The sequence below is a fragment of the Bradyrhizobium lablabi genome (genome assembly GCF_018131005.1).
Lineage (GTDB): Bacteria > Pseudomonadota > Alphaproteobacteria > Rhizobiales > Xanthobacteraceae > Bradyrhizobium > Bradyrhizobium lablabi_D.
Genome location: NZ_JAFCJK010000007.1, coordinates 380,886 through 405,243 on the forward strand (window position 1 = coordinate 380,886; position 24,358 = coordinate 405,243).

The following is a 24,358-nucleotide window of genomic DNA, read 5'->3' on the forward strand; positions in this document are numbered from 1 at the left end:
TGTCGTCATTGCGAGGCGCGAAGCGACGAAGCAATCCATCTTTCCACGTCGGGCTAAATGGATTGCTTCGCTGTACTCACAATTGGCGCTCTGCGAATTACTTCATCGTCGGAATTGAGAACTCCGCACCCTCCTTTACGCCGGACGGCCAGCGCGAGGTCACGGTCTTGGTCTTGGTGTAGAAGCGGATCGAGTCGGGACCGTGCTGGTTGAGATCGCCGAAGCCCGACTTCTTCCAGCCGCCGAAAGTGTAGTAGGCGATCGGCACCGGGATCGGCACGTTGACGCCGACCATGCCGACATTCACCTTGGCCGCGAAATCGCGCGCGGCGTCGCCGTCGCGGGTGAAGATCGCAACTCCGTTGCCGTAGTCGTGGTCTGACGGCAGCGCCAGCGCTTCCGAATAATCCTTGGCGCGCACCACCGAGAGCACCGGACCGAAGATCTCCTCCTTGTAGATCCGCATGTCCTTGGTGACGTTGTCGAACAGCGAGCCGCCGAGATAGAAGCCCTTCTCATAGCCCTGCATCTTGAAGCCGCGGCCGTCGACCGCGAGCGTCGCGCCCTCCTTGAGGCCGATATCGATGTAGTTCCTGACCTTCTCGACCGCTTCGCGCGTCACCAGCGGGCCAAAGTCCGCGGAGGGATCGACCGAGGTGCCGATCTTCAGGGACTCGACGCGCGGAATCAGCTTTTCCATCAGCCGGTCGGCCGTGGTCTTGCCGACGGGGACCGCGACCGACACCGCCATGCAGCGCTCGCCGGCCGAGCCGTAGCCCGCTCCGATCAGCGCATCGACGGCCTGGTCCATGTCGGCGTCGGGCATCACGATGGCGTGGTTCTTGGCGCCGCCGAAGCACTGGCAGCGTTTGCCGGTCTGCGCCGCGCGTTCGTAGATGTACTGCGCGATCGGCGATGAGCCGACGAAGCCGATTGCCTTGATGTCGGGGTCGTCGAGAATCGCGTCGACCGCTTCCTTGTCGCCGTTGACGACGTTGAGGATGCCGGCCGGCAGGCCCGCCTCGATCATCAGTTCAGCAAGTGCCATCGGCACGCCGGGGTCACGCTCCGAGGGTTTCAGGATGAAGGCGTTGCCGCAGGCGATCGCGGGCGCGAATTTCCACATCGGGATCATCGCCGGAAAATTGAACGGGGTGATGCCGGCGACGACGCCGAGCGGCTGCCGCAGCGAATAGATGTCGATGCCGGGGCCCGCGCCTTCCGTGTACTCACCCTTCATCAGATGCGGGATGCCGCACGCGAACTCGACCACTTCGAGACCGCGCTGGATGTCGCCCTTGGCGTCGGGAATGGTCTTGCCGTGCTCGCGCGCGAGCAGTTCGGCCAGCTTGTCGTAGTCGCGCTGCACCAGCTCGAGGAACTTCATCATCACGCGCCCGCGGCGCTGCGGATTGGTCGCGGCCCATTCCGGCTGCGCGGCCCGGGCGTTCTCGACGGCGGCACGGACTTCCGCCTTGGAGGCCAGCGCCACCTTGGCCTGGACGTCGCCGGTCATCGGCTCGAAGACGTCGGCCGTCCGGCCAGACGTGCCCTTGACCTCCTTGCCACCGATGAAATGTCCGATTGAACGCATGGATTAACCTCCCTGGGAGACTTGCTAACGGGTGTGGATCGCCAGCCTGCCGGCCGGATCGCTTTACAAATCCTATCGACCCGCATTTTATGGGATTCAAGTGCGATAAATTGCACCATAGATGTGCGGAAATGCTGGATCAAGGCGGCGGCGCGATCGACTGGGACGACTTCCGCTTCGTGCTGGCCATCGTGCGCGGCGGATCGGTGTCGGCCGCCGCCAAGCAGCTCGGCGTCGATCATGCCACTGTGATCCGGCGTGTCGACCGGCTGGAACGGCACCTCTCCGCAAAGCTGTTCGATCGCCGCAAGACCGGCTATCTGCTCACCGAGGCCGGCCAGCGCGTCGCCGACAGCGCGGAGGCGATGGAATCCACCATCGTCGCCAACCAGGAGGCGGTCGGCGGCTCGCGTGCCCATCTGACCGGTACGGTGCGGATCGGCGCGCCCGACGGCTTCGGCAGCCACTTTCTCGCCTCGCGGCTGGTGAAATTCACCGAACGGTACCCCGATCTCGATGTGCAGCTCGTCGCCACCGCGCGGCTGTTCAGCCTGTCCAAGCGCGAAGCCGACATCGCGATCAGCTTGACCATGCCGAAGGAAGGCCGGATCGTCGGCCGTAAGCTCCTCGACTACACGCTCGGGCTTTATGCCGCGCCGGCCTATCTCGCGCGGGCACCCGGAATCGGATCGCGCTCCGACCTGCCCCGGCACCGCTTCGTCGGTTACATCGACGAACTCCTGTTCACGCCTGAGCTCGACTATCTGCCGCAGGTCTCGCCGAAGATTTCCGCGAAGTTCCGCAGCGCCAATCTGATCGCCCAGCTCAACGCCACAATCGCCGGCTTCGGCATCGCCGTGCTGCCGCGCTTCATGGCGTCAGCACATCCGGAACTGCAGGCGGTCTTGCCGGACGAGGTCACGATTTCCCGCACCTTCTGGCTGCTGATGCACGCCGACAGCAAAGACCTCGCGCGTATCCGCGCGGTCGCCGACTACATCTACGAGATCGTGGAAGCCGAACGCGCGCTGTTCACCGGGCCGTGAGATCCTGCCGAATGCGGCTGGATGCCGCCGATCGTCTCGCAGCCGGATGAGCGGCGGCCTCAACAAGAGCGCCGCGAATGCGCGCCTCGATTTGAGGCGGTTGAGCATTTCTTTGACACCCGCTGGCATTCAACGATCCCGTCCCGGAACCGTACGGTCGCTCCGCAATCATTTGTTCGCGGAGAGACTTCCTCATGACCGACACTACCTCGCTGAGCGCAAGCGAACATCGTATCCAGCTTCGCCGCGCCGTCATCGCCTCGACTATCGGCACCGCGATCGAGTGGTACGACTTCTTTCTATACAGCACTCTCACCGGGCTCGTATTCGCAAAGCTGTTCTTCCCGCAATCCGATCCCTGGGTCGGGACGCTGGAGGCCTTTGCGATCTATGCCGTGGGGTTCGTGGCGCGCCCGATAGGCGCAGCCATCTTTGGCCATTATGGCGACCGCATCGGCCGCAAGTCGACGTTGGTTGCGACGCTGCTGCTGATGGGAACTGCGACTTTCCTGGTGGCGCTGGTTCCAACCTATCAGAGCGTCGGCATCTGGGGCGCGGTGATCCTCACGGTCCTTCGTTTCGTCCAGGGCATCGGCGTCGGCGGCGAGTGGGGCGGCTCGGTGCTGGTATCGATGGAATGGGCGCGCTCCGACGACACGCGCGGGTTGGTCGCATCTTGGCCGCAATTCGGCGTGCCCAGCGGCCTGTTTCTCGCGAACCTCGCGGTGCTCGCCCTCAGCCAGATGTCCGGCGATCAGTTCTTGTCCTGGGGCTGGCGTATTCCCTTTGCGTCGAGTCTGGTCCTGGTCGGCGTCGGCCTCTACATCCGGCTCGGCATTTTGGAGACGCCGACCTTCACAAAACTGGTCGCCGAGAAAAAGGTCGAGCGGGCGCCGATGCTGGCGGTGATCAGGGAGCATCCCAAGGAGATCATCCTGTCGGCGCTGGCGCGGTTGGCCGAGCAGGCGCCGTTCTATATCTTCACCGCTTTCGTCTTCTCGTACGGCACCGGCACGCTGCAGGTCTCGCGCAGCCTCCTGCTGAGCGCGGTGCTGACCGCCTCGACGCTGTCATTCGTTGCGATACCCTTGTTCGGGCATCTCTCCGACGTCATCGGACGGAAGAAGATCTATATGATCGGCGCGGCGGCGACCGGCGTGTTCGGCTTCATCTATTTCGGATTGCTCGGCACCGGATCGGCGGCCATCATATTTCTCGTCATCTCCCTCTCGCTCATTCCGCACGACATGATGTACGGTCCGCAGGCCGCGCTGATCGCCGAGAGCTTTACCGGTCGGCTCCGCTATAGCGGCGCTTCGCTCGGCTATCAGCTTGCATCCGTCATCGCGGGCGGCCCGGCGCCGCTGATAGCCACATGGCTGTTCAGGACCTTCCATTCCGGTATCGCTATCGCGGTCTACATCGCGCTATGCGCGGTCATCACGCTCGCCGCGACCGCTGCGATGACCGACTATACCGGCAAGGACATTTCGCGAGAATATCGGACGCGATTATCACGCGCGCAAACGTGACTCGCGCGGCACTCGCCGTCGCCGATGCATTGCGGCATGATGCACGTGCTTCGGCGAGGTCGAGTCTGGCGAGGCCGATTCCATTGACACCCCGCGACCGGCGGTCACCTGCGCGCCGCCTTCAGCGTTACCGAGGGCTGCTCGCCGAACGCCGCGTAATAATACTTCGCAAAGTGTCCCATGTTGCTAAACCCACAAGCGCAGGCGACCGAGGTCACGCTTGTTTCCGGCCTCGCGCTCGCGAGCATCTCCTTCGCGTGTTGCAGTCGAACCTGCCTTACGAAGGTCATCGGGGACATCCCACGACTCTTCTTGAATGAACAGAAAAGGCTCCGCATGCTCGTCCCTGTGACAAGGGCAAGCGCTTCAACCGTTATGGGCTGATCCCAGTTCTGCTCGACATATTCTTCCGCGAGCCGCACCTGCCAGGGCGCGACCGGGCGAGCCGCACTTTCCAGCAAATGGCTATAGTTGTGCCGATTGCAGTTGAGATAGGAGACGATAAGAGCCTGTTCGAGCTCGGCCAGCACAAGCGTCGGAAGCGGAGCATCGGTACGATCCAGTTCGCCCACCACAAATTCGACCAGACGACGTTGGGCGGCCGCCATTTCGGGAACAGGTCCGGTACTGCTCGCCATCCTTAGTGGCGGATCGACCGGCCGTCCGAGCAATCCGCTCAGCGTCCTGATCAATCTTTGCGGTCCTATCCTGACGATCAGATGCTCAAAATCCGACGAGTATCTGATCCGCATGTCTGCGCCCGGTCCGCCGACGATGCCATGATCACGCGATACGTCTCCCTCTGACCCGTCAACGACAAAAGAACCGTGGCCCCGAACGGGAAAGCCTTGCAGGTAGAAACCGGCGTGGGAAAGCGAGACCTCCAATGCCGCGCCATAGCGGGCGTAGGTCACGCCGACATCCTGCAGTTGCCGATGGTTGAGGCGTCCCTCGAATGTGCTTTGGCCGCCATGGCCCAAGTCCATCGACCATACAGAGAAAAGGCCAGACAGACGTTGGCGGAGTTCGTCGACGTCACGGGTGTGAAGCGCCGGAAAGCGGCTTAACGGTTCATACCGCATGGATTCAGCTCTGCCTCTCGCAGCATGACAGGGCGGCACAATCAGGCTGTAACCTGCAGTAGGAGAGTAGCGCAATCTGGCTTTCGGGTGAATTCTCGGTCGGCGATTCAATGCAGCAGATTGTCGCGGGTCCGGTGCGCCGACATGCAATGATTGAAGTGCATTCCACACTCGAAGAAGCTGTTGTCGCGATCCGCTTTCGCGGAGCAGTGACAAATCGGGAATTCACCGATCTCGCGGTAATGATTGCCGATTTCAACTCAACGGGGGGCATGCTGATCTACCTTGACTGGCTCGGGATCGATCGTTGGACGTTCTCGACTCCGAAGGCGAATGCCGTAACCGCGTGGCGCAAGGCCGGCAGGAACATCGAGCGCGCCGCCATCGTTCATGACCATCGCATCAACCGTCAGGCAGCCTGGCTTGCTGCGGTCTTGCGCGATCAAGGCGTCAAGGTCCGTTCCTGGCGGCCACAGCATGCCGCCGCCGCGGCAGCGTGGTTACACACCGGCTGTCGCCAACATCTCTAACTCACTGCGCGATCCCCTCGAGGGGAATACACTCCCGTTCTTGCGGTCTTAGGCCGAGCCATGCATTCGCTGAGTTGCGCTCTTGGTTGAACCGCGCGCAACCTCCCGTTCGTCGTGACGACCAATCTGACTGTAACCGATACGTCGTCCCTGTCGTGGTTGTAGCAGCGAGGCTTTCATCATGAAGATCACTAAAACTCTGTTATTGCTTACAACTCTGTCCGTTGCCGCCCTTACGTCTGCACCGGTGGGTGCACAACAGCAGCAAAGACCCAACATCGTCATCATCTGGGGCGATGATATCGGACAATCGAACGTCAGTGCCTATTCGCGAGGGATGATGGGCTATCAAACGCCCAATATCGACCGCCTCGCGAGCGAGGGAATGATGTTCACGGACTACTATGCGGAACAGAGTTGTACCGCTGGGCGTGCCTCGTTCCTCACAGGCCAATCTGGTTTGCGGACCGGAATGACCAAGGTCGGTCTGCCTGGCGCCACTCTTGGGCTGCAGAAGGAGGACCCCACCGTAGCCGAGTTGCTCAAGCCGCTCGGCTATGCCACCGGGCAGTTTGGCAAGAACCATCTCGGCGACCGCAACGAATTCCTCCCGACGGCGCATGGCTTCGACGAGTTCTACGGCAATCTCTACCACTTGAATGCGGAAGAAGAGCCGGAACTGCCGGACTATCCGAAAGACCCCGCATTTAAAGCCAAGTATGGGCCGCGAGGCGTTTTGGATTGCAAGGTCTCCGACAAGGACGACGCGACGATCGATCCGCGCTTCGGCAAGGTCGGCAAGCAAACGTGCAAAGACACCGGCCCGTTGACCAAAAAGCGAATGGAGACGATCGACGACGACATCGCTGATCGAGCCGCGGACTTCATCAAGAGGCAGAAGAATGCCAACAAGCCATTCTTCGTCTGGGTGAATTTCACCCACATGCACTTGCGTACCCACGTGAAGCCGGAGAGTCTCGGTCAGGCCGGCCGTTGGCAGAGCCCCTATCATGACGTGATGATCGATCACGACAAGAATGTGGGAACGGTGCTTAAGGCGCTGGACGACCTCGGGATCGCCGACAACACCTTCGTCATGTATTCGACTGACAACGGGCCACACATGAACACCTGGCCGGATGCAGGGATGACGCCCTTCCGCAGTGAAAAGAATACAAACTGGGAAGGGGCTTATCGGGTGCCAGCGATTCTGCGATGGCCAGGCAAGATCAAGGCAGGGCAGGTGTCGAATGGAATAGTCGCCCACCATGACATGCTTCCGACCATCCTGGCAGCTGCCGGTGATCCGCAGGTGAACGACAAACTCCTCGCGGGATATAAAGTTGGCGACATGACCTACAAGGTGCACCTCGATGGGTACAATCTTGTCCCGTACCTGACCGGTCAGACCGCAAAGTGTCCGCGCGAGTCGTTCTTCTACATCAATGACGATCAGCAAGTGGTCGGTCTGCGGTATGACAATTGGAAGATCGTGTTCATGGAACAGCGGGCCAGCGGACAGCTGTTACTCTGGGCCAATCCCTTTACCAACCTGCGCCTTCCAAAGATCTTCAATCTCCGTACCGATCCCTATGAGCGGGCGGACGTCACCTCGAACACCTATTACGATTGGATATTCGATCACGTGTTCCTGCTCGTGCCTGCACAGGATTACGTGGGACAATTCCTGTCGTCGTTCCGCGACTATCCGCAGCGGCAAAAGGCCGCCAGCTTCAACCTGGACGAAGTCATGGCGAAATTGAAGGAGACCAACTAACTCGTCGCCTCGCCTGGAGCGGTCCGATGATGCTGCGTTATCGGGCCGCAATTCGAGTGGATTTCGCTGATGAAGGCCTGGACGAGTGCCACCGGCAAGCGGGAAACAGATTCCTGTTTCAGTCGGAGCGTGAAGTCCAGGCGGCGAAAGCGCACTTGTTCGTTCCCCGGTCCATAGACCAACTCATGGGAGGAATGACAAATGAAAACGAAGCTCGCGATGATGTTGACGGCATCGCTTTTGGTGTCGGGATTCGTGGCCTTGAGCACCGAGGAGGCCGCTGCTGTCGTCTATTGCCAGTACGTCGAATATCCGGCCGGCTGCATTGCAAGGCCCGGCGTCGTACTTCGGCCCAGGCCGGTCGCACGGGCAGCCGCGCGGGAGGCGGTGCGTCCTGGAACGCCCATGAATCGTGTCGGTCCGGTCAACCGCGTCGGTAGATACTGACCTTTCAGGCCGGGTGACCGCGGCCGTATGAGTGTTTGCCCAGGTCCCTAATTCGCCTTCGCTCGCTTCGACCTCGGGGCCGCGGCGCGACCAAGAATCGCCTTGCGGCCGGCGGCGAGGATCTCGTCGGACAGTTCGCCATTGCCCGCGATGCGCGACATCACGATCGTGCCCATCATGGTCGCAAGCGCAGCCATCGCCTTCTTGCGCGCGCTGTCGCGTGGCATGCCTGGAATCTGATCGGCCATCATCTCGACCATCTGCTCGATCTTGAGCGCGAAGGCTCTGCGGGTCTTCGGGCTCTCGCGCGCGATCTCGGCGCCAAGCGTCGGCACCGCGCAGCCATGACCGGGATCGTCGCGATGCGCGGTCGACAGGTAGGCGTCCACGATGGTCGCGAGCCTCTTGTCCGGCGCCACATCCTCGGTCACCTCGCGCCAGCGCTCGGTGGCGCGGTCCATCGCATAGTTGAATGCCTCGATCACCAGCGCCTCGCGCGAATCGAAATGCGCATAGAAGCCGCCATGGGTGAGCCCCGCGTCCTTCATCAAATCGGCGACTCCGATGCCATGCGCGCCCTTCTCGCGCAGCCGAACCGAAGCCTTCCTCACGATCCGCGAATGGGTTTCCTGCTTGTGTTCTCTCGAATAACGCATGTCAGTCTCATGGCATGTTCATGATCATATAATAGCAGACTTTCGCGGAGCTGGCTGCACTTATTTCACGTTGTCCCGTCTCTCACCTTGCCCCGTCACCGATTATTGAACGGTCGTGAATGCGCCGTGCGAAATCGCCCTGCGGCAACAACAGGTTGTTCGTGCCGAACCGCGCGGCCAAGATGGCTCCAATTAGATGATAGCTATACTTTCGTAGCAGGGACGCAGCTATATTGGCTTTGGCGCCGTGCCGATCATGGAGAAAGTCGCGGTTCCGTGCACTGCAAGATTGCCCTTGCCGTCGCGAATGAACCCTTCAGCGTAGCTGGTCTGCCGTCCGAGCTTGATGACCTTCCCCTCGGCGGTGATGGTGCCCGAGCGCACCGAGAGCGGACGCAAATAAGCGAGCTTAAGGTCGAGCGTCACCGACGTCTGGCCCGCCGGCAGCACGGTCGAGATCGCGCAGCCCATCGCGGTGTCGAGCAGAGCAGCGGCCGTCGCACCGTGCAGGAGGCCGATCGTGTTCTCCAGGCTCTCATGCGGATCGAGCTCCATCACGATCAGCTCCGGCTCGACCAGGCTCATGCGAAACCCGATGAGCCTCGCCATCGGCGGTGGCGGCAGCCGGCCATCGCGGATCGCGCACATCGCCTCCATGCCGGACATCGCGGCGGCAGCCTTCGCAGCCGGTCCGGGCGCTTGCCATTCCACGACGCGCATGCGCAGCAGATCGGGCGAAAACAGGTCGATCGTCTCGGCCGCGGACATGATGGCTCCCTTAATATGACGCACATCATTCTACTGAATTGCGTCGCGCAGCGCAACGACCGTTTCCGAGTCCCTTGACAGCGGCGTCTTTTGTCCGGGAAGTGGTGCGACCCATTCCCTGCGTCGAGACCATCCGATGGACATGCTCAATCCCCATTGCGGCGTTGACCGCGACAGCCGCGGTGTCGTCCGCCTGACGATTTGCGACGCCGGTTCGCTCAACATCCTGAGTTCCGCCGTCACTGACGGGGTACGCGAGGGGTTCCACCAACTCGCCGGCGATCGCGACATCCGCGTCCTGATCCTCGCCGGACAAAGCGAAAAGAGCATGATTGGCGGCGCCGACATCAAGGAGATGGCGAGGCTCGACCAAAAATCCGCCGAACTGTTCATCAGCCGCCTGCGTGACCTCTGCGAGGCCGTGCGCAAGTTCCCGGCGCCGGTGATCGCCCGCCTGCCCGGCTGGTGCCTTGGCGGCGGGCTCGAGGTCGCGGCGGCCTGTGATTTTCGCATCGCCGCGCATGACGCGAGGTTCGGCATGCCTGAAGTGCGTGTCGGCATCCCCTCGGTGATCCACGCCGCCCTGTTGCCACGGCTGATCGGCTGGGGCCGCGCCCGTTGGCTCGTGATGACCGCGGAGACCATCGATGCGCCGGTTGCATTCGCCTGGGGCCTCGTCGATGTACTCGCCAAGCCGGGCGCCCTCGACGATGCGGTCGAGGACACCGTGCAATCGTTGCTCGCATGTGGCCCGGAGGCGCTGCGCATCCAGAAGGAGTTGCTGCGGCAATGGGAAGAGCTACCGCTGACGGAGTCGGTGAACTTGAGCGTCGGCATGTTCGGGCAATCCTTCCTGACGGGCGAGCCGCAGCGGCTGATGCAGGGATTCCTGGATCGCAAGCGCTAGACAGCGTGAGGTAAACGCACCCGATCATCGCTGCCAGGGAGCCACCCGCAATCACCTCGACCGGATCAGTCGCGAGCAACGTTCGGGCAACAGTGCGGCGCCGAGCCGAATATGAGCCTTCCGACGCGGCCGTTGCCGTCCAGCCGTACCAATACATAGCGGTAGAACGCTCCCCAACGACGGGCCGGCTTTGTCGAGCTAAATGTTGTGTGCGGGTAGACGGTGAACGGTGGCCCGATCACATAGGATCGAGAATGCGGTCCCGTGTACGGCGTCATATTGCCCCTAAGGGCAATAGCATCTGAGCCAATCCGGGCGGATAAAAAAAGCTCGCGCTTTGCGGGGCCGTTACAAGCGGCTGGAGGATCACCATGTTTGCATGTACGAAAGTCCCGGCGGCATTGAGCATCGGCCTGCTGGGAGCGCTGCTCGGACATGCGCAGCCGTTGCATGCTCAGGCTCAAAACCCGGTCACGGCCATCGATATCCTGCTCGAGCCCGACAGGACAATGATCGAGAATGCGACGGCCGCTAACGAGCGCCTGCTCAAGGTCTTTCCAAAGGGCTTCGCTCTGGGCAAGACGCATCAACCCCACATCTCGACCCTGCAGCGGTATGTGAAGACGGCTGACCTTGACAAGGTCTACGAGGCCGTAGGCAAGGTCCTGGCCGAGGAGAAGCCGACCGGCTGGAAGTTGAAGGCGTACAAGTACTACTACATCCCCTGGAAGGACCTTGGCCTTGCCGGGATCGTGATCGAGCCGACCAACGACCTCATCCGATACCAAAAGAAGCTGATCGACGCCGTTGCGCCGTTCACTGTGGAGACGGGGACGGCAGCAGCCTTCGTCACCACGAAGGAAGACCCCGACATTAATGAGCCGACGATCGACTACGTGAGAGCCTTTGTGCCGAATGAAACTGGCACGAAGTTCAACCCGCATGTGACCATCGGTCTCGCCTCCCAGGATTACCTGAAGGAACTGCTCGACGAGAAGTTTCAGGCGTTCACGTTCTCGCCGGTAGGAGTGTCCGTCTATCACCTCGGCAACTTCGGGACGGCCCGGACGAAGCTCAAGAGTTGGGAATTGAAGCCCTGAAGTGCTTGTCGGACTTCATGTTGCATCGGCCTGTAAATCAATAGTGCGGGTCACTATTCCCGCCTAATTGCGTACCATCCGGCACAAAGGGAGAAACCGACGATGAAGACCAGAGGAGCAATCTTGCGCACCTTACTGGCAGGCGTCGCCACCCTGGCGGCAATGAACGTGCCAGCATCGGCCCAACAACAGAAGCGACCGAACGTCGTCATGCTGATGACCGACGATACTGGCTGGAACGATTTCGGCGCCTACAGCGGGGGCGGCAGAGCGCTCGGCCATCCGACACCAAACATCGACAGGATCGCCAAGGAGGGCGCAACATTCACCAATTGGTACGGTCAAGCGAGCTGCACGGCAGGCCGCGCCTCGTTTATCACTGGGCGCATTCCGATCCGTTCGGCGCTGTCGATTGTGGTCGCTCCGGGCGACGAGAATGCGCTCAAAAAGGAGACGCCAACCATCGCGGAGTTTTTTCAAAAGAGCGGTTACTCGACCTATTTTTCTGGCAAATGGCATCTCGGCGACAAGCCAGAGTCCTATCCAATCGAGCATGGTTTCGACGAGATGAAGGCGTTCGCGGCATATTATCCGGGCGTCTACACCTACGCTGACACCTCGAAATGGTTCCATCCGTGGTTCCCGTCATACAATCCGGAAATCGCGAAAGCGTATTTCGACGTCGTGAACATGTACGAATGGGAGGGCGTCGCGGGGCAACCGGCGAAGAGAGGCGAATACATTACCTACGACTACCTGGCCAACTTCGATGTCCGGCAAGCCGACTATGCTATCGACTACATCAAGAAGCATGCCAAGGATGGCAAGCCGTTCTTCATGGATGTCAACTTCATGAAGATGCACAACCCGACCAACGCTTCGCCGAAGTTCGCTGGGAAGTCGCGGCTTGGCGACTACTCGGATTCTCTGCTCGAACTTGATGACGACATCGGGCGGATCATGGACGCGATACGAACGGACGCGCCAAACACGATTGTCATCGTGACGGCGGACAATGGTGCATGGCAGGATGCCTATCCTGATGCGGGCACCACGCCTTTCCGTGGCGAAAAGGGTTCGGCATTTGAAGGTGGCTGGCGTGTACCGGGACTGATGTGGTGGCCCGAGCACATTCCGGCTGGTGCGCAGTACGATGAAATGATGTCGCATATCGACTGCTGGGCAACGCTCGCCAAGATGGTCGGCCTGACCCCACCGCCGCAGGGCGGATGGACCGACAACAATGGCAAGCCAATCTACTTTGATAGCATCGATAACAGCGAGTACATCCTCGGTCGCGCGAAGCACTCAGCACGAAAGTCGTGGATCTACATCGACGGTGAAAACTTCATGGGAGCGCGCGCGGATGTCGGCGGCGATCCAACCAACCCCGATGTCAGCATCGCGTGGAAGTACCTATGGACGGCCAAGGACACCTGGCTCGGTTCAGAGCAGAACCTGGGCGCGATCGGCTCGGTTTATAATCTGACAATGGACCCGTTCGAGAAATACGACATGGTGTTCAACGGCGCGATGTCGGCACGCATGCCAACCCAGTCGCCAGGCAAGTATGCCGGACAGGACAACGGCTGGGTCTTGGCGCTAATCAGCCCGGTTGTGATGGAGTTCAACAAGTCGATCGTCAACTATCCAAGCATCAAGCGTTTGCCGGGCGGAGCTTCGAACGATTGGAGACCCGATCTGCAACGCCCGGAAAATCCGGTTCCGTTGCTGGATATGAAACGCCTGCCGAATATCAAGGGCAGCGGCGGGTAGTCACCACCACAAATGCGTAAAGTGTAGAGAATTGCTGCTGGTCTTTTCGGCGTCAAATTCGAGAGCGGCCTTCGCGACACGGTCGCGCCGACAAGAACCGACCGTTCTGCCGAACCCTCCGAAAACGAAGACCTCGCCAAACAATCGCAGAATCCTATCGCCGATCTCGTCAGCGTTCCGTTCCAGAGCAATACAAATTTCAACGCTGGGCCGTTCAACCGCACCCAGCAAGCGCTCAACATCCAGCCAGTCGTGCCGTTGCATCTCAACGCCGACTGGAACCTGATCTCACGCACCATCATGCCCGTGATCAGTCAGCCTAGCCCGCTTGCTGGGGCCGATGCCGCTTATCCGGCCACTGCACGTCGGCGTCGTGGCAGCCGCACCGTGAACTCGGTGAAATCACCGACTTTGCTGTCGACCGTGATGGTGCCGCCGTGCTGTTGCGTTACGATCTCGTAGCTGATCGACAGGCCAAGCCCGGTGCCCTCGCCGGTTGGCTTTGTCGTGAAGAAAGGCTGGAATAGCTTCTCCCTGTTTTCCGGCGCAACACCGGTGCCATTGTCGCGCACCCGGACCTCTACGCATTCGCCGACCTCGCGGGTCGTGACCTTCAATGCTGGGCGGTGAGTTCCGTCGCTCGTGCGACCCCGCTCGTGGGCGGCATAGAAGCCATTTCCTATGAGATTAAGGAGTACGCGAGTCAGCTCCTGCCGCACGACATCAACCGGTGCTAGGTTACGGTCGAGTTCGTGCTCCAGCGTGATGTCGAAATTCGGATCCTGCGCACGGGCGCCGTGATAGGCGAGGTTCAAGGCCTCCTCGACAAGCCCATTCAGATCCGTAGGTTGCCAATCGTCGCTACCGCCACGCGAGTGCTGCAGCATGCTCCGGACAATGCCGTCGGCGCGACGACCGTGCTCGACGATCTTCTCGAGATTTCCGGTCAACATGCCAATCGTCTCGCTAATCTCTTCACGTTTGTCGGGATCGATGGTGCCGACCGCAGCCGCGGCATCCTTCAACTCGTCCAACAGTTCGACAGAGAGGCCAGCAAAGTTGTTAACGAAATTGAGGGGATTCTTGATCTCATGCGCTATGCCCGCAGTTACTTGTCCGAGCGCGGCCATTTTTTGTGCATAGACAAGGCTAGCTTGCGTCGCCTGCAACTCACGCAAAGCCGTCTCTGCCGCGTCTCGCGCGGAACGAATTGCCTCTTCAGCCTGCTTCCTCTTGGTGATGTCGGCATAAATCAGCACGAAGCCACCGCCCGGCACTGGATTCCGGCGCACCTCGATGACCCGTCCATCGGGGCGCGTCCGCTCGAACCGCAGCTCTCGAGTCGTATCGTCGAGAGTGCGGCTCAGTTCCGCCTCAAGATCGGCGGAGTACTCGCCGCGCCTGGCGAGATAGCGGAAATACTCCGAATAGCTCGGCCGCTGGGCGAGGTAGTCGTCGGGCAGATCAAGGATCTCCTGGAAGTTGCGGTTCCACGCAACGAGGCGCGTGTCGGCCCCGAACATGACAACGCCATCGCCCATGTTGTCGAAGGTGACGCGCAGCTCGGCCTGGCGGTCGCGCAATTCGTCGAAAAGCCGAGCATTCTCGATTGCGATCACCGCCTGGTCGGCGAAGGTGGTGGCAAGCTCGATTTCCTTGTCCGTGAAAGGTTCAACACGCGTACGGCTTACGGTGAGTATACCGATCAAAGTCTCCTCGCGCAGCAGGGGGATGCCGAGACCCGTACGGAAGCCGGCGATCCTCTGTGCTTCCCTATAGGTGTATCCCGGGTCGTCCAAGACATCGGGGATGTGGACAGCGCGACGCTCTGATACCACGCGGCCGGTCATCGAGCTGCGATCGGCGGCGGGCGGATTAGCGCGAATGAACTTCTTTGCCTCAGCCGAAAGGCCGCGCGCAGCGACCATTTGATAGACGTCATCCTGCCGGCGAAAGACATACGCCTGATCCGCGCGGCAAAGGCGGGTTACGGTCTCTGCCAGTGTATCAAGAACCGTATCGAGGTCCACTGATGAGCGGCTGATGACCTTGAGCACATCGGCGGTCGCGGTCTGTTGCTGCAGGGATTCGGTGAGATCGCGTGTGCGCGCCTGCACCTGATCGAACAGTTGCGCGCTCTCGATCGCGATCACCGCCTGATCGGCGAAGGTTTTCAGTAACTCGATCTGGGTATCGCTGAAACCGCCGAGTTCTCGGCTTCCAAGGGCGACCACCCCGATTGGCAGGTCACCTCGCATTAGGGGGACCAAGACTGCGGATTTTACTGTCAAGCCCCGCATCGCGGGGGTGAGCCCAGGTTCCGATTCTAAGTCTCTTATGTGGATGACCTGTCGGTCGATGATTGCACGCCCCGCAGGCCACTCGCGCGTCGGCTTCATCGGGTACATCGCTTGGACCGCTTGCCGTACCGAAGGGTCGTCGCTGACACCGGTCGCCGCACGCCAATGGATCAGCGTGCCGTCGAATTGATACACTGTCGAGCCGTAACCGCCGCAGAGGTCGCGCGCACGTTCAACGATCAGATCGAACACGGGCTGCGGATCACCCGGCGATGCGGACATCACCTTTAGTACGTCGTTGGCAGCGGCCTGATACGCGATCCGCTCGCTGTAAGCGTCGTTACGCGCGGCCAGTTCTGCGCGAGCCTCGTCGAGCTTACGCTGGAGTTCCGCGATAATTCGTTGCGGATCAAGTGCTGCGTTGTCGGTCGTCCCAGTCATCTTGCTGGCTCATCCTGCCCGTTTTCTAGCAGACCAAAGCCGCCAGATCGCTTTGGCAGAGCGTCGCAGCGAATTTGGTCGCGAATGTCCCTACGGGTCACGAGCGGGACCGGCCACCTGCCCTGTCGGCTTGGCCGCCTTGGGTCAAAAGGCGGCATCAGTCAGCATCGTGGCCACGTCCGCGTTACCTCCTGAAAGCGGACATCACAGTCAAACCGATTTTCCGGCGGTTGATCGCGAGTAGAGCGCATTCGGCCGAAAGCCGCCTTACGGTGACAGTGCACTCAATCATCGCGTCGCACGATGAAGAGGCTGATTGCCCGCATGCGAATTGTCGATCACTGATTTGCCCGACGACGCAACTTCCCGCATGAAAAATATTCCGCTTCACGTTTGACCCAAATCAGGTGTTCAATCCCGGCCATCTCGCCCGAATGAGGGGCGCTTCGCGATCGTCACGAGTGTTGCGGTGAGATGCGGTGGACGCCGGGTGCGCAACTGACGAGTGCGCGCGAGGCGGACGGCGAAGTCGTGTGGTTCTGGCGCCCCAAGGCAGGCGTTAAGTCCGTGGAGCGATCCATGAGACGGACGGTGTCAACAAAGTCTGGTCACCGGGAAGATCACGAAATAAGCCGTAAACCATCGCGCAGGGAAAGCCGGGTTGTTCCGGTTACACCTGTGGTCCTACCCCGGTGCTTTTTGTTGCACCGGGCCCATGGGTGCGATCGGCACCCGGCTTTCCCTGCGCCCTCTTTCCATGCGAGGGCAAACGAGCGGCAAGTCTCGGACGCAGCGCGCCGCGAGAACGCGGACCCTTGCCCCCGCTCATGCGAACACGACAAATTGTCATGCCCACCCGGATTGAATTTTTTGCGCTGCATTATATTATGTGCGTAATTCAATCGAATCTCAGACATCCAGGGAGTCCCGCCATGGCGTCCAGCCCCGATCCCATCGTCATCCTCTCCGCCGCCCGCACCCCGCTCGGCCGCTTCATGGGCGAGCTCTCGCCATTGTCCGCGCACAAGCTCGGCTCCCATGTGATCGGCGCGGCGCTCGAACGCGCCAGGCTGACACCCGAGCGCATCGACGAGGTGTTCATGGGCAACGTGCTGCCCGCCGGCCAGGGCCAGGCGCCGGCCCGGCAGGCCGCTCGCGGCGCGAAATTGCCGGATGCGACCGGCGCCACCACCGTCAACAAGGTGTGCGGCTCCGGCATGAAGGCGACCATGCTCGCGCACGACATCATCAACGCCGGTTCGGCCGAGATCGTGCTGTCGGGCGGCATGGAGAGCATGAGCAATGCGCCCTATCTGCTGCAAAGGGCCCGCGCCGGCTATCGTGCCGGCCATGACCGCATCATCGATCACATGATGATGGACGGGCTCGAGGACGCCTATGAGACCGGCCGCTCGATGGGCGATTTCGGCGAGGCGACCGCCGAGGCCTATCAGTTCACCCGCGCCGACCAGGACAAATATGCGATGGAGACGCTGAGCCGCGCGCGCAAGGCGGTCGAGAGCGGCGCTTTCAGGGCCGAGATCGCGCCGATCACGCTCGCCGAGAAGGCAGGGCCGCGCGTCATCGCCAATGATGAGCACCCGTTGAAGGTGGATCCCGCCAAAATCCCGGGGCTCAAGCCGGCGTTCCGCGCCAACGGCACGATCACACCGGCCGCCTCGTCCGCCAATGCCGACGGCGCCGCTGCGCTGATCCTGGCAAAGCGCTCGCTCGCCGATCGGGACGGATTGCCGGTGCTGGCCGAGATCAAGGGGCATGCGACACACAGCCAGGAGCCGCAGTGGTTCACCACCGCGCCGATCCCGGCGATCCGCAAGCTGCTCGACAAGGTCGGCTGGAGTGCCGGAGACGTCGACCTTTTCGAGATCAACGAGGCTTTTGCGGTCGTCGCGATGGCGGCGCAACGCGACCTCGGGATTCCCCGCGAGAAGCTCAACGTCAATGGCGGTGCCTGCGCACTCGGCCATCCGATCGGCGCCACCGGGGCGCGGCTGATCGTGACGCTGCTGCACGCGATGGAAGCACAGAATTTGAGGCGTGGCGTCGCGGCGCTCTGCATCGGCGGCGGCGAGGCCACGGCGATCGCGGTCGAGCGTTCGGTGCACTAATCGTCGGCCGAGTCCGATAATGAGGGAACTATGTCATTTCCGACGTAGCTCCTTCATGACAGAATGTGTACCCAAGATCGTCTCCCGGCAAACGTCTTTTGAGGACCAATGATTTCGAACTGGCTCGCCGCTGCCCTCGCCCGCCGCAACATCCACTACGGTTGGGTGATGGTGGCCGTCACCTTCCTCGCCGCGCTGATCTCGGCCGGCACCGTCGGCGCACCCGGTGTCTTCATCGTGCCGCTGCAGCAGGAGTTCGGCTGGAGCACGGCGCAGATCTCATCCGCGCTGTCGATCCGCTTCATCCTGTTCGGGCTGATGGCGCCGTTCGCCGCGGCACTCATGAACCGCTACGGCCTGCGCAACGTGACGCTCGCGGCGCAGCTCGTCGTTGTCTCCGGCTTGCTTGCATCGCTCTTCATGACGCAGGTCTGGCAGCTCATGCTGCTGTGGGGAGTGGTGATCGGGATCGGCACCGGCATGACGGCTCTGGTGCTCGGCGCAACGATTGCCGCGCGCTGGTTCGTGGCCCGCCGCGGGCTCGTGGTCGGGATCCTGACCGCGAGCGTCGCCACCGGGCAACTCGCCTTCCTGCCGCTGCTTGCGAGCCTCACCGAGCGTTACGGCTGGCGGATCGCGCTGGCGCTGGTCTGCGTCGTGCTCGCGGTTGCGGCCTTTGCCGTCCTCATGGTGATGCGCGACCGGCCGAGCGACGTCGGCCTGCGCCCGTTCGGCGACGAGGGCACGGCGCCCCTTCCCGCACCACCGCCGAACAACGCCCCGATCATGGCGGCCGCGCTCGGCACGCTCCGTGACTCCTCGAAGTCATCGGTGTTCTGGATCCTGTTCGCAACGTTCTTCATCTGCGGTGCCTCAACCAACGGTCTCGTCCAGGTGCATCTGATCCCGATGTGCCTCGATTTCGGCATTCCGCAGGTGCAGGCCGCGAGCCTGCTCGCCGCGATGGGCATCTTCGACTTCGTCGGCACCATCGCGTCCGGCTGGCTGTCGGACCGTTACGACAATCGCTGGCTCCTGTTCTGGTATTACGGCCTGCGCGGGCTGTCGCTGGTCTTCCTCCCGTTCACGGATTTCTCGTTTTACGGCCTGTCGCTGTTCGCGATGTTCTACGGGCTCGACTGGATCGCAACCGTGCCGCCGACGGTGCGACTGACCGCGCAACGGTTCGGCGCCGAGCGCGCCAATCTGGTGTTCGGCTGGATCTTCGCCGGCCATCAGCTTGGCGCGGGGACGGCCGCATTCGGCGCGGGCCTGTCGCGGACGGTCTATCTGACCTATCTGCCGGCGTTCTTTGTCGCGGGCGCGCTGTGCGTGATCGCGGCGCTGATCGTGCTCGGGATCTCGCGGCCGAAGCCACAGGTGCAGGCGCAGCCGCAGGCCGCAGCTGCCTGAGTAAGCCTAATATCTTAGCGTGCTGGTCAACCCGAACACGGCGGCGTCGCCGATCCGCGAAAGACCGCTTGGATCGTTCGGGTTCGGGATGCCGCCGGATGGCCGAAACACATATTGGAAATATGGAGCCAGCAGCCAGCCTGGCTTGATGTGCGCCTCGTAGATCAGTTCGATCAGGGTTTCATTGCTTCGCACGGGGCTGGAGAGCCCGCTGAAGAACCGGGTGTCAATATCGAGGTTTCGGACAGCGTTCGAAATCCGCATGTAGGCCACCGCCATTCCGAATCGGTCTCGGGCGCGACCGGGAGTGAAACCAACGAAACCAATGCCGCCATCGAGATAAAGATCGATCAGGTTTCGGTCGGGAGGGCTGTAGGCGACCCGGCCGAACGCGGTCACTCCCGGCAGCGACGCCGACGCGCCCTTTTCGGTCACCGAAGGCGGCCTGTAGAGGACCTGCTCCAAGACCGCGTAGATTCCGGAATTGCCGCGACGCTTTGCCGGGATACCGGTGCCGTCTGGATCGGCGATCGACAGGCCCTGCGCGGTGAAGCGCTGATCGTCGAACTGCCCGAAATGTCGCCAGGCGCCGGGTGTGAAGTTGCCGGAGAGTGGGCGCCCACCCACGTCAATTTCATAGTCGAAGTGAACCTGCCCGATAATCCAGGGTGGATCATTGATGCGAAATGCCAGACCGTGATTGTCACGCAGCTGCGGATCGCCGTCGCCGGGCCGCGCGGCATTGCCATTGAATACCGCGCCAAAGGCGGTGATCTTGTCCGAGAGCGCCGCCTTGACACGGATGCCGGGCACCGCGATCGGCGGTGCCGGCCCCCCGGCCGGAAGATTGGTGGCCTTGATGGCCGGCCAGCCGAAGGTTCCATTGATGAACAGATCGTCGGTTTCGCTGTCGAAGAACTCGACATCCGCCGCCTGCTGGCCAGCCCTGATGTTCAGGGCATTATTGAAAAAGCCTTGTTCAAAATAGGCGTTATAGAGCCGCGTGTCAGGCAGCGCCTCGGTCTCGCTGAGGGTGGCCAGGTTGAGTACGTAGTTTCGCGACAGCCCGCGCCCATAAATCTCATAGGTGTTGGCGTAGAACCTGCCGCCGGTCCAGCCGAACAGCTTCTCGAGATCGGCATCAACGGAGAAATCAAAGCGCCCGAGATGAGTGGCGCCTCGTGCAATCCCGCCCGACACGTTGCCCATGTTGTCGGCGATATAGGTTGCACCGAAGTTCAGACCCTTCGCGGCCAATCCGTCATGCCATTCGTTGAACCATCCTGGTGCCAGCCACGCGGCCGCGCTCTCGTCTTTGGCTGCGTGGACCAGAGCATCTTCGGCCCGCGCGAGCCCCATGAACACAAGGCAGGCGACCGCCGCGACCAGTCTGGCTGCGTGGGGAAGAACACTGCACATGAGATATACCGCGGAGCTATCGCGCTATTTGACGATGCCAAGCCTCCGCATGATCAGATAGGCCAGCAGGGAGGACCCGATCAGCAATCCGGCCGCCACCAGAAATCCGCTGTCGACGTCGGTGAGCGGCAATCCCTTGGTGTTCATGCCGAAGATGCCGGTGACGAGCGTCGGCGGCAGCAGCATCATGGTAACGACGGAGAGCGCGTGCAGATGCCGGTTGCTCTCCTCCTCCAGTTTGAACCGCATCTCCTCTTCGAGAAGCCGGCTGCGCTCGCGCAATTCGACGATATCGTGGTCGAGGCCGTCGAGCCGTTGCGTCAGCTTGGCGGCCTGCAGGCGAAGCGCTGGGCCGAGATTGTCGGTGTTCTTCTGCTCGAGGCGATGGAACAGCACGCGCAACCCCGCGAGTTGGCGGTGCAGCCGCACGCAAGTGCGGCGCAGCCGGCCGAGACTGCCGCGCATGTCGGACTTGCTCTCGCCGGCCAGCACGCGCTCCTCGATCACATCGATCTCGCTGCCGATCTTGTCGGCGATCCGGTCCATCGTGTCGGCGACCTCTTCGACGATTTTCTCCAAGAGGGCCGCGACCGTTTCGACCCGATGGCCTCCCTCCAGCACGCGGCGCGTCGCATCGACCGCGCACAGCGCCTGGTGGCGTCCACTGATCAGGAGGCGCTCGGTCATCGCAAAGCGAAGAAAGCCGGTCTCCTCGGTCGGAGCATCGATACTGCGCACCAGATCCGAGAAGACGCCGTAGACGCAATTGTCAATGGTGTGGATCTGCTGGAAATTGTCGTTCGACAGCACGAGGTCGCGCGCGAGCTGCGGGATATGGGCGGACCCAAGCCACGCGCGGGTGCGTGCATCGGTCAGATTGAGGTGCAGCCACAGCCGCCCATCGCGGCTGGGCTCGATTGGCGCGTCGATCGGGAGAGCCTCGGCGCGGCCGTCCTGGTGCAGTCGGAAGGCCCACACCAGCCCTGGAATGGCGTCAGGATTCGCCCCGATGCGCGGCCCGGCGAGATTGGCGGGGGGCGGATCAGCCAGCATGACACGCCTCCTAGACAACCGGACAAATCGACATGAGCAATAACCTTTGCCAACGGCAAAAATCGAACGCGCGCGTGCCATCGCCGCTGGAGTGAGGCGAATAGGAAAGCGCGCGCGTAACGGTTCTATGTCGGAAGCGTACGCTATTCCGCCGCAAGGCCTCTCGCGGGGTCCTGCTCGACCTGCTTGTTGTAATCGTGCACGACGCGGCCAAATGGCAGCGTCAGATCGGCCAGGAAATGATGTGCGCCAATGATGCGCCTGACCGGAAAGTCCGCAACCGGCGCATTGACATGCGGCACCAAATGCAGCCGGCCGGGCCCGATCCAGCATCCCTTGACGACGATGTCGGTGAGGTTGATCGCAACGAGCTGGCAGACCTCAAGGTGGCCGTCGACGCCTGGGATCATCTTCAGATTGACCTGCGTCTTCGCCAGCGTGGCGCGGGTGACGTCGCCACTGCCCGCCATGCTCTCGTGCTTGTAGCCCATCGTACCCAGGGCGACGAGCTGGCCGGCATATTCCAGCGTGCCTGTAAGCGTATCCTTGACGATCTCGAGCTTGGGATGGGCGTATTTCTTCGGAAAGCCCCAGATCTCGCGGCCGGCCGCGATCGGCGGATCGTCGTCCAGATACATCTGGCAGACGAAGTTGACCTCCTCGCCATGCAGCCGCGCCGGGATCACAAGGCCGGACTCGGTGTAGCTTCCGAAACCGGAGCTGTCGGGCATCTTGATCCACTCGTAGTGCATGATCGGCTGGGCGATCGGCTCCAGCGGTTCGGGCAAGCCGGCACGGATCAGCTCGGGATCGGTCTCATAGGTGATGACGAGGAATTCGCGGTCGATGAAACGGTAGGGTCCGGCAGGATAGCTCGGACCCGCGGCCGGCATTGACGGGAGCTTGAGCAAATCTTCCCTGCGCATCGCAAAATCCCCTGTGAACGCATTGCGCGAACGCTAGAGCTGAAACGGAGACGAAGCTCTAGATTCATGTTTTGACACGGTTTCTCTTCACGCGAACCCACCACTGCGCTCGAAGACGCTATAGCGGCCCGAAATGACGCCGCCGTGAAGAAATTCCGTCAGCAGCATGGCCCGCAATTGTGGTGGGATCAATGCAGCCAGTTGCACCACGCATCACGTCCGCGTGGGCGCGTGTCATCACAGCGTCATTGGCCCACTGAATTCTCGCCGCGCAAGGAGTGACAGTCATGGATGCGCGATCTCCCGAGCTCAACCATACAGATCACGCGGCGCGCGGCTGGCGGCCTCAAGGCTGCGATCGTGTTGCCCTGGTGCTGCAAGGCGGCGGCGCTCTCGGCGCCTACCAGGCCGGCGTCTATCAGGCGCTGCACGAAGCCAATGTCGAGCCCGATTGGGTCTGCGGCGTCTCGATCGGCGCGATCAACTCTGCGATCATCGCCGGCAATCCGCCGGAGAGGCGGCTGGAGCGGCTGCATACGTTCTGGGACCGCATCACCAACCGCAAGATCTGGTACTACACGCCCGACGGTGACATCTTCCGCAAGGCCCGCAACTTTACCAGTACATGGCTGACGACGACGCTGGGCCAACCCGGCTTCTTCACTCCGCATGTGACCAATCCGTGGTTCAGCCCGACCGGCGCGCGGACCGCGACCAGCTATTACGACACCGCACCGCTGCGCGCGTCGCTGCTCGAACTGGTCGATTTCGACCGCATCAATTCCAAGAAGATGCGCTTCGCGGTCGGCGCGGTGAATGTACTCTCAGGCAACTTCATCTATTTCGACAACGCCTACGACGAGATCGTACCCGAGCACATCATGGCGAGCGGCGCGCTGCCGCCGGCGCTGCCGATGGTGAAGGTCGGCACCGATCATTTCTGGGATGGCGGCATTGTCTCCAACACGCCGCTGCAACATCTGCTCGACCAGGAAGACAGCATGAACTCGCTGGTGTTCCAGGTCGATCTGTTCAGCGCTCGCGGCGCGCTGCCGCGCGATATTCAGGACGTGATGGCCCGCCACAAGGACATCATGTACTCCTCGCGCACCCGCTACAATACTGATGTCTATCGCAAGACGTAGTCTCCGCGCAAGCCTGCACAAAGCGCTGTCGAAAATCCCCGATGACCAGCTGTCGGAGGAGGAGCGCCAGCTCAAGAAGTCGAACAGCACCCTACCGGGGATCACGCTGCTGCAGCTGATCTACCAACAGAAGGCGTATGAGGGCGACGCCAAGGATCATGAATTCTCCGGCACCTCGATGCGCGAGCACTGGACGAGCGGCCACGAGGACACTACCCGTTCGTTGAAGCGGCGCGACTGGATCAAGATGCCCGAGAACGGCATGGGTATCGTGATCCACGACGTGCATCGCGAGACCGAGTAGGAGATAGGTACCG

General features: G+C 61.6%; 19 protein-coding genes and 1 pseudogene. 11 read left to right on the forward strand and 9 right to left on the reverse strand.

What is annotated here, in order from left to right; translation table 11 throughout:
- Positions 1–97: 97 nt before the first annotated feature.
- Complete coding sequence (locus JQ553_RS23335; RefSeq protein WP_212502351.1) at positions 98–1,594, reverse strand: CoA-acylating methylmalonate-semialdehyde dehydrogenase; 1,497 nt, start codon at positions 1,592–1,594, stop codon at positions 98–100.
- 131 nt (positions 1,595–1,725) lie between these two features.
- Here JQ553_RS23335 and JQ553_RS23340 point away from each other — a divergent pair, with 131 nt between their 5' ends.
- Together JQ553_RS23340 and JQ553_RS23345 are read left to right on the forward strand one after the other, a co-directional pair.
- Entirely contained in the window at positions 1,726–2,640 is a 915-nt protein-coding gene (locus JQ553_RS23340) for a LysR family transcriptional regulator (RefSeq protein ID WP_212502352.1), read from the forward strand.
- Between the two features lie 194 nt (positions 2,641–2,834).
- Positions 2,835–4,172, forward strand: a complete 1,338-nt coding sequence (locus JQ553_RS23345) for an MFS transporter (protein WP_212502353.1) — start codon at positions 2,835–2,837, stop codon at positions 4,170–4,172.
- A 104-nt stretch (positions 4,173–4,276) separates the two neighbouring features.
- On the opposite strand, the gene JQ553_RS23350 is transcribed toward JQ553_RS23345, so the two are convergent.
- Positions 4,277–5,254, reverse strand: coding sequence for an AraC family transcriptional regulator (locus tag JQ553_RS23350; RefSeq protein WP_212502354.1), 978 nt, complete (start codon positions 5,252–5,254; stop codon positions 4,277–4,279).
- 110 nt (positions 5,255–5,364) lie between these two features.
- Between JQ553_RS23350 and JQ553_RS23355 the strand changes: the two genes are divergently transcribed.
- The 3 genes from JQ553_RS23355 (at position 5,365) to JQ553_RS23365 (ending at position 8,008) form a co-directional block, all read left to right on the forward strand.
- Positions 5,365–5,784, forward strand: a complete 420-nt coding sequence (locus JQ553_RS23355; protein WP_212502355.1) for an STAS/SEC14 domain-containing protein — start codon at positions 5,365–5,367, stop codon at positions 5,782–5,784.
- 181 nt (positions 5,785–5,965) lie between these two features.
- Positions 5,966–7,561, forward strand: a complete 1,596-nt coding sequence (locus JQ553_RS23360; protein ID WP_212502356.1) for an arylsulfatase — start codon at positions 5,966–5,968, stop codon at positions 7,559–7,561.
- Positions 7,562–7,762: 201 nt separating this feature from the next.
- The gene (locus JQ553_RS23365; RefSeq protein ID WP_409363088.1) at positions 7,763–8,008 is read left to right on the forward strand and encodes a hypothetical protein; all 246 of its coding nucleotides are present in this window, start codon (positions 7,763–7,765) and stop codon (positions 8,006–8,008) included.
- Positions 8,009–8,055: 47 nt separating this feature from the next.
- On the opposite strand, the gene JQ553_RS23370 is transcribed toward JQ553_RS23365, so the two are convergent.
- Positions 8,056–8,664 (reverse strand): TetR/AcrR family transcriptional regulator, encoded by a 609-nt coding sequence (locus tag JQ553_RS23370; RefSeq protein WP_212502357.1) that lies wholly within the window; start codon positions 8,662–8,664, stop codon positions 8,056–8,058.
- A 228-nt stretch (positions 8,665–8,892) separates the two neighbouring features.
- A complete protein-coding gene (locus tag JQ553_RS23375) occupies positions 8,893–9,432 on the reverse strand; it encodes a PaaI family thioesterase (protein WP_212502358.1) in 540 nt (179 codons plus the stop codon).
- Between the two features lie 136 nt (positions 9,433–9,568).
- Here JQ553_RS23375 and JQ553_RS23380 point away from each other — a divergent pair, with 136 nt between their 5' ends.
- The 3 genes from JQ553_RS23380 (at position 9,569) to JQ553_RS23390 (ending at position 13,215) form a co-directional block, all read left to right on the forward strand.
- Entirely contained in the window at positions 9,569–10,339 is a 771-nt protein-coding gene (locus JQ553_RS23380) for an enoyl-CoA hydratase (protein ID WP_212502359.1), read from the forward strand.
- Between the two features lie 371 nt (positions 10,340–10,710).
- Complete coding sequence (locus JQ553_RS23385; RefSeq protein WP_212502360.1) at positions 10,711–11,439, forward strand: hypothetical protein; 729 nt, start codon at positions 10,711–10,713, stop codon at positions 11,437–11,439.
- Positions 11,440–11,541: 102 nt separating this feature from the next.
- Positions 11,542–13,215: an arylsulfatase gene (locus JQ553_RS23390; RefSeq protein WP_212502361.1), complete on the forward strand. Its 1,674-nt coding sequence runs from the start codon at positions 11,542–11,544 to the stop codon at positions 13,213–13,215.
- Here the strand turns inward: JQ553_RS23390 and JQ553_RS23395 are convergent, their stop codons facing one another.
- Positions 13,216–13,479 (reverse strand): hypothetical protein, encoded by a 264-nt coding sequence (locus JQ553_RS23395; RefSeq protein ID WP_212502362.1) that lies wholly within the window; start codon positions 13,477–13,479, stop codon positions 13,216–13,218.
- Positions 13,480–13,562: 83 nt separating this feature from the next.
- The gene (locus tag JQ553_RS23400; RefSeq protein ID WP_212502363.1) at positions 13,563–15,956 is read right to left on the reverse strand and encodes a GAF domain-containing protein; all 2,394 of its coding nucleotides are present in this window, start codon (positions 15,954–15,956) and stop codon (positions 13,563–13,565) included.
- Positions 15,957–16,888: 932 nt separating this feature from the next.
- Here JQ553_RS23400 and JQ553_RS23405 point away from each other — a divergent pair.
- Both JQ553_RS23405 and JQ553_RS23410 read left to right on the forward strand, forming a co-directional pair.
- Complete coding sequence (locus tag JQ553_RS23405; protein WP_212502364.1) at positions 16,889–18,085, forward strand: acetyl-CoA C-acyltransferase; 1,197 nt, start codon at positions 16,889–16,891, stop codon at positions 18,083–18,085.
- A gap of 108 nt (positions 18,086–18,193) precedes the next feature.
- On the forward strand, positions 18,194–19,498 hold the full coding sequence (locus JQ553_RS23410) for an MFS transporter (RefSeq protein ID WP_212502365.1): 1,305 nt from the start codon (positions 18,194–18,196) through the stop codon (positions 19,496–19,498).
- 6 nt (positions 19,499–19,504) lie between these two features.
- On the opposite strand, the gene JQ553_RS23415 is transcribed toward JQ553_RS23410, so the two are convergent.
- The 3 genes from JQ553_RS23415 to JQ553_RS23425 all read right to left on the reverse strand — a co-directional run bounded on the left by JQ553_RS23415 (position 19,505) and on the right by JQ553_RS23425 (position 22,896).
- On the reverse strand, positions 19,505–20,857 hold the full coding sequence (locus tag JQ553_RS23415; protein ID WP_212502415.1) for a carbohydrate porin: 1,353 nt from the start codon (positions 20,855–20,857) through the stop codon (positions 19,505–19,507).
- Positions 20,858–20,941: 84 nt separating this feature from the next.
- Positions 20,942–21,970: a transporter gene (locus JQ553_RS23420; protein ID WP_212502366.1), complete on the reverse strand. Its 1,029-nt coding sequence runs from the start codon at positions 21,968–21,970 to the stop codon at positions 20,942–20,944.
- A gap of 143 nt (positions 21,971–22,113) precedes the next feature.
- The gene (locus JQ553_RS23425) at positions 22,114–22,896 is read right to left on the reverse strand and encodes an acetoacetate decarboxylase (RefSeq protein WP_212502367.1); all 783 of its coding nucleotides are present in this window, start codon (positions 22,894–22,896) and stop codon (positions 22,114–22,116) included.
- A gap of 287 nt (positions 22,897–23,183) precedes the next feature.
- Between JQ553_RS23425 and JQ553_RS23430 the strand changes: the two are divergent.
- Positions 23,184–24,345, forward strand: a pseudogene (locus JQ553_RS23430) (patatin-like phospholipase family protein).
- The last annotated feature ends 13 nt before the right edge of the window (positions 24,346–24,358 follow it).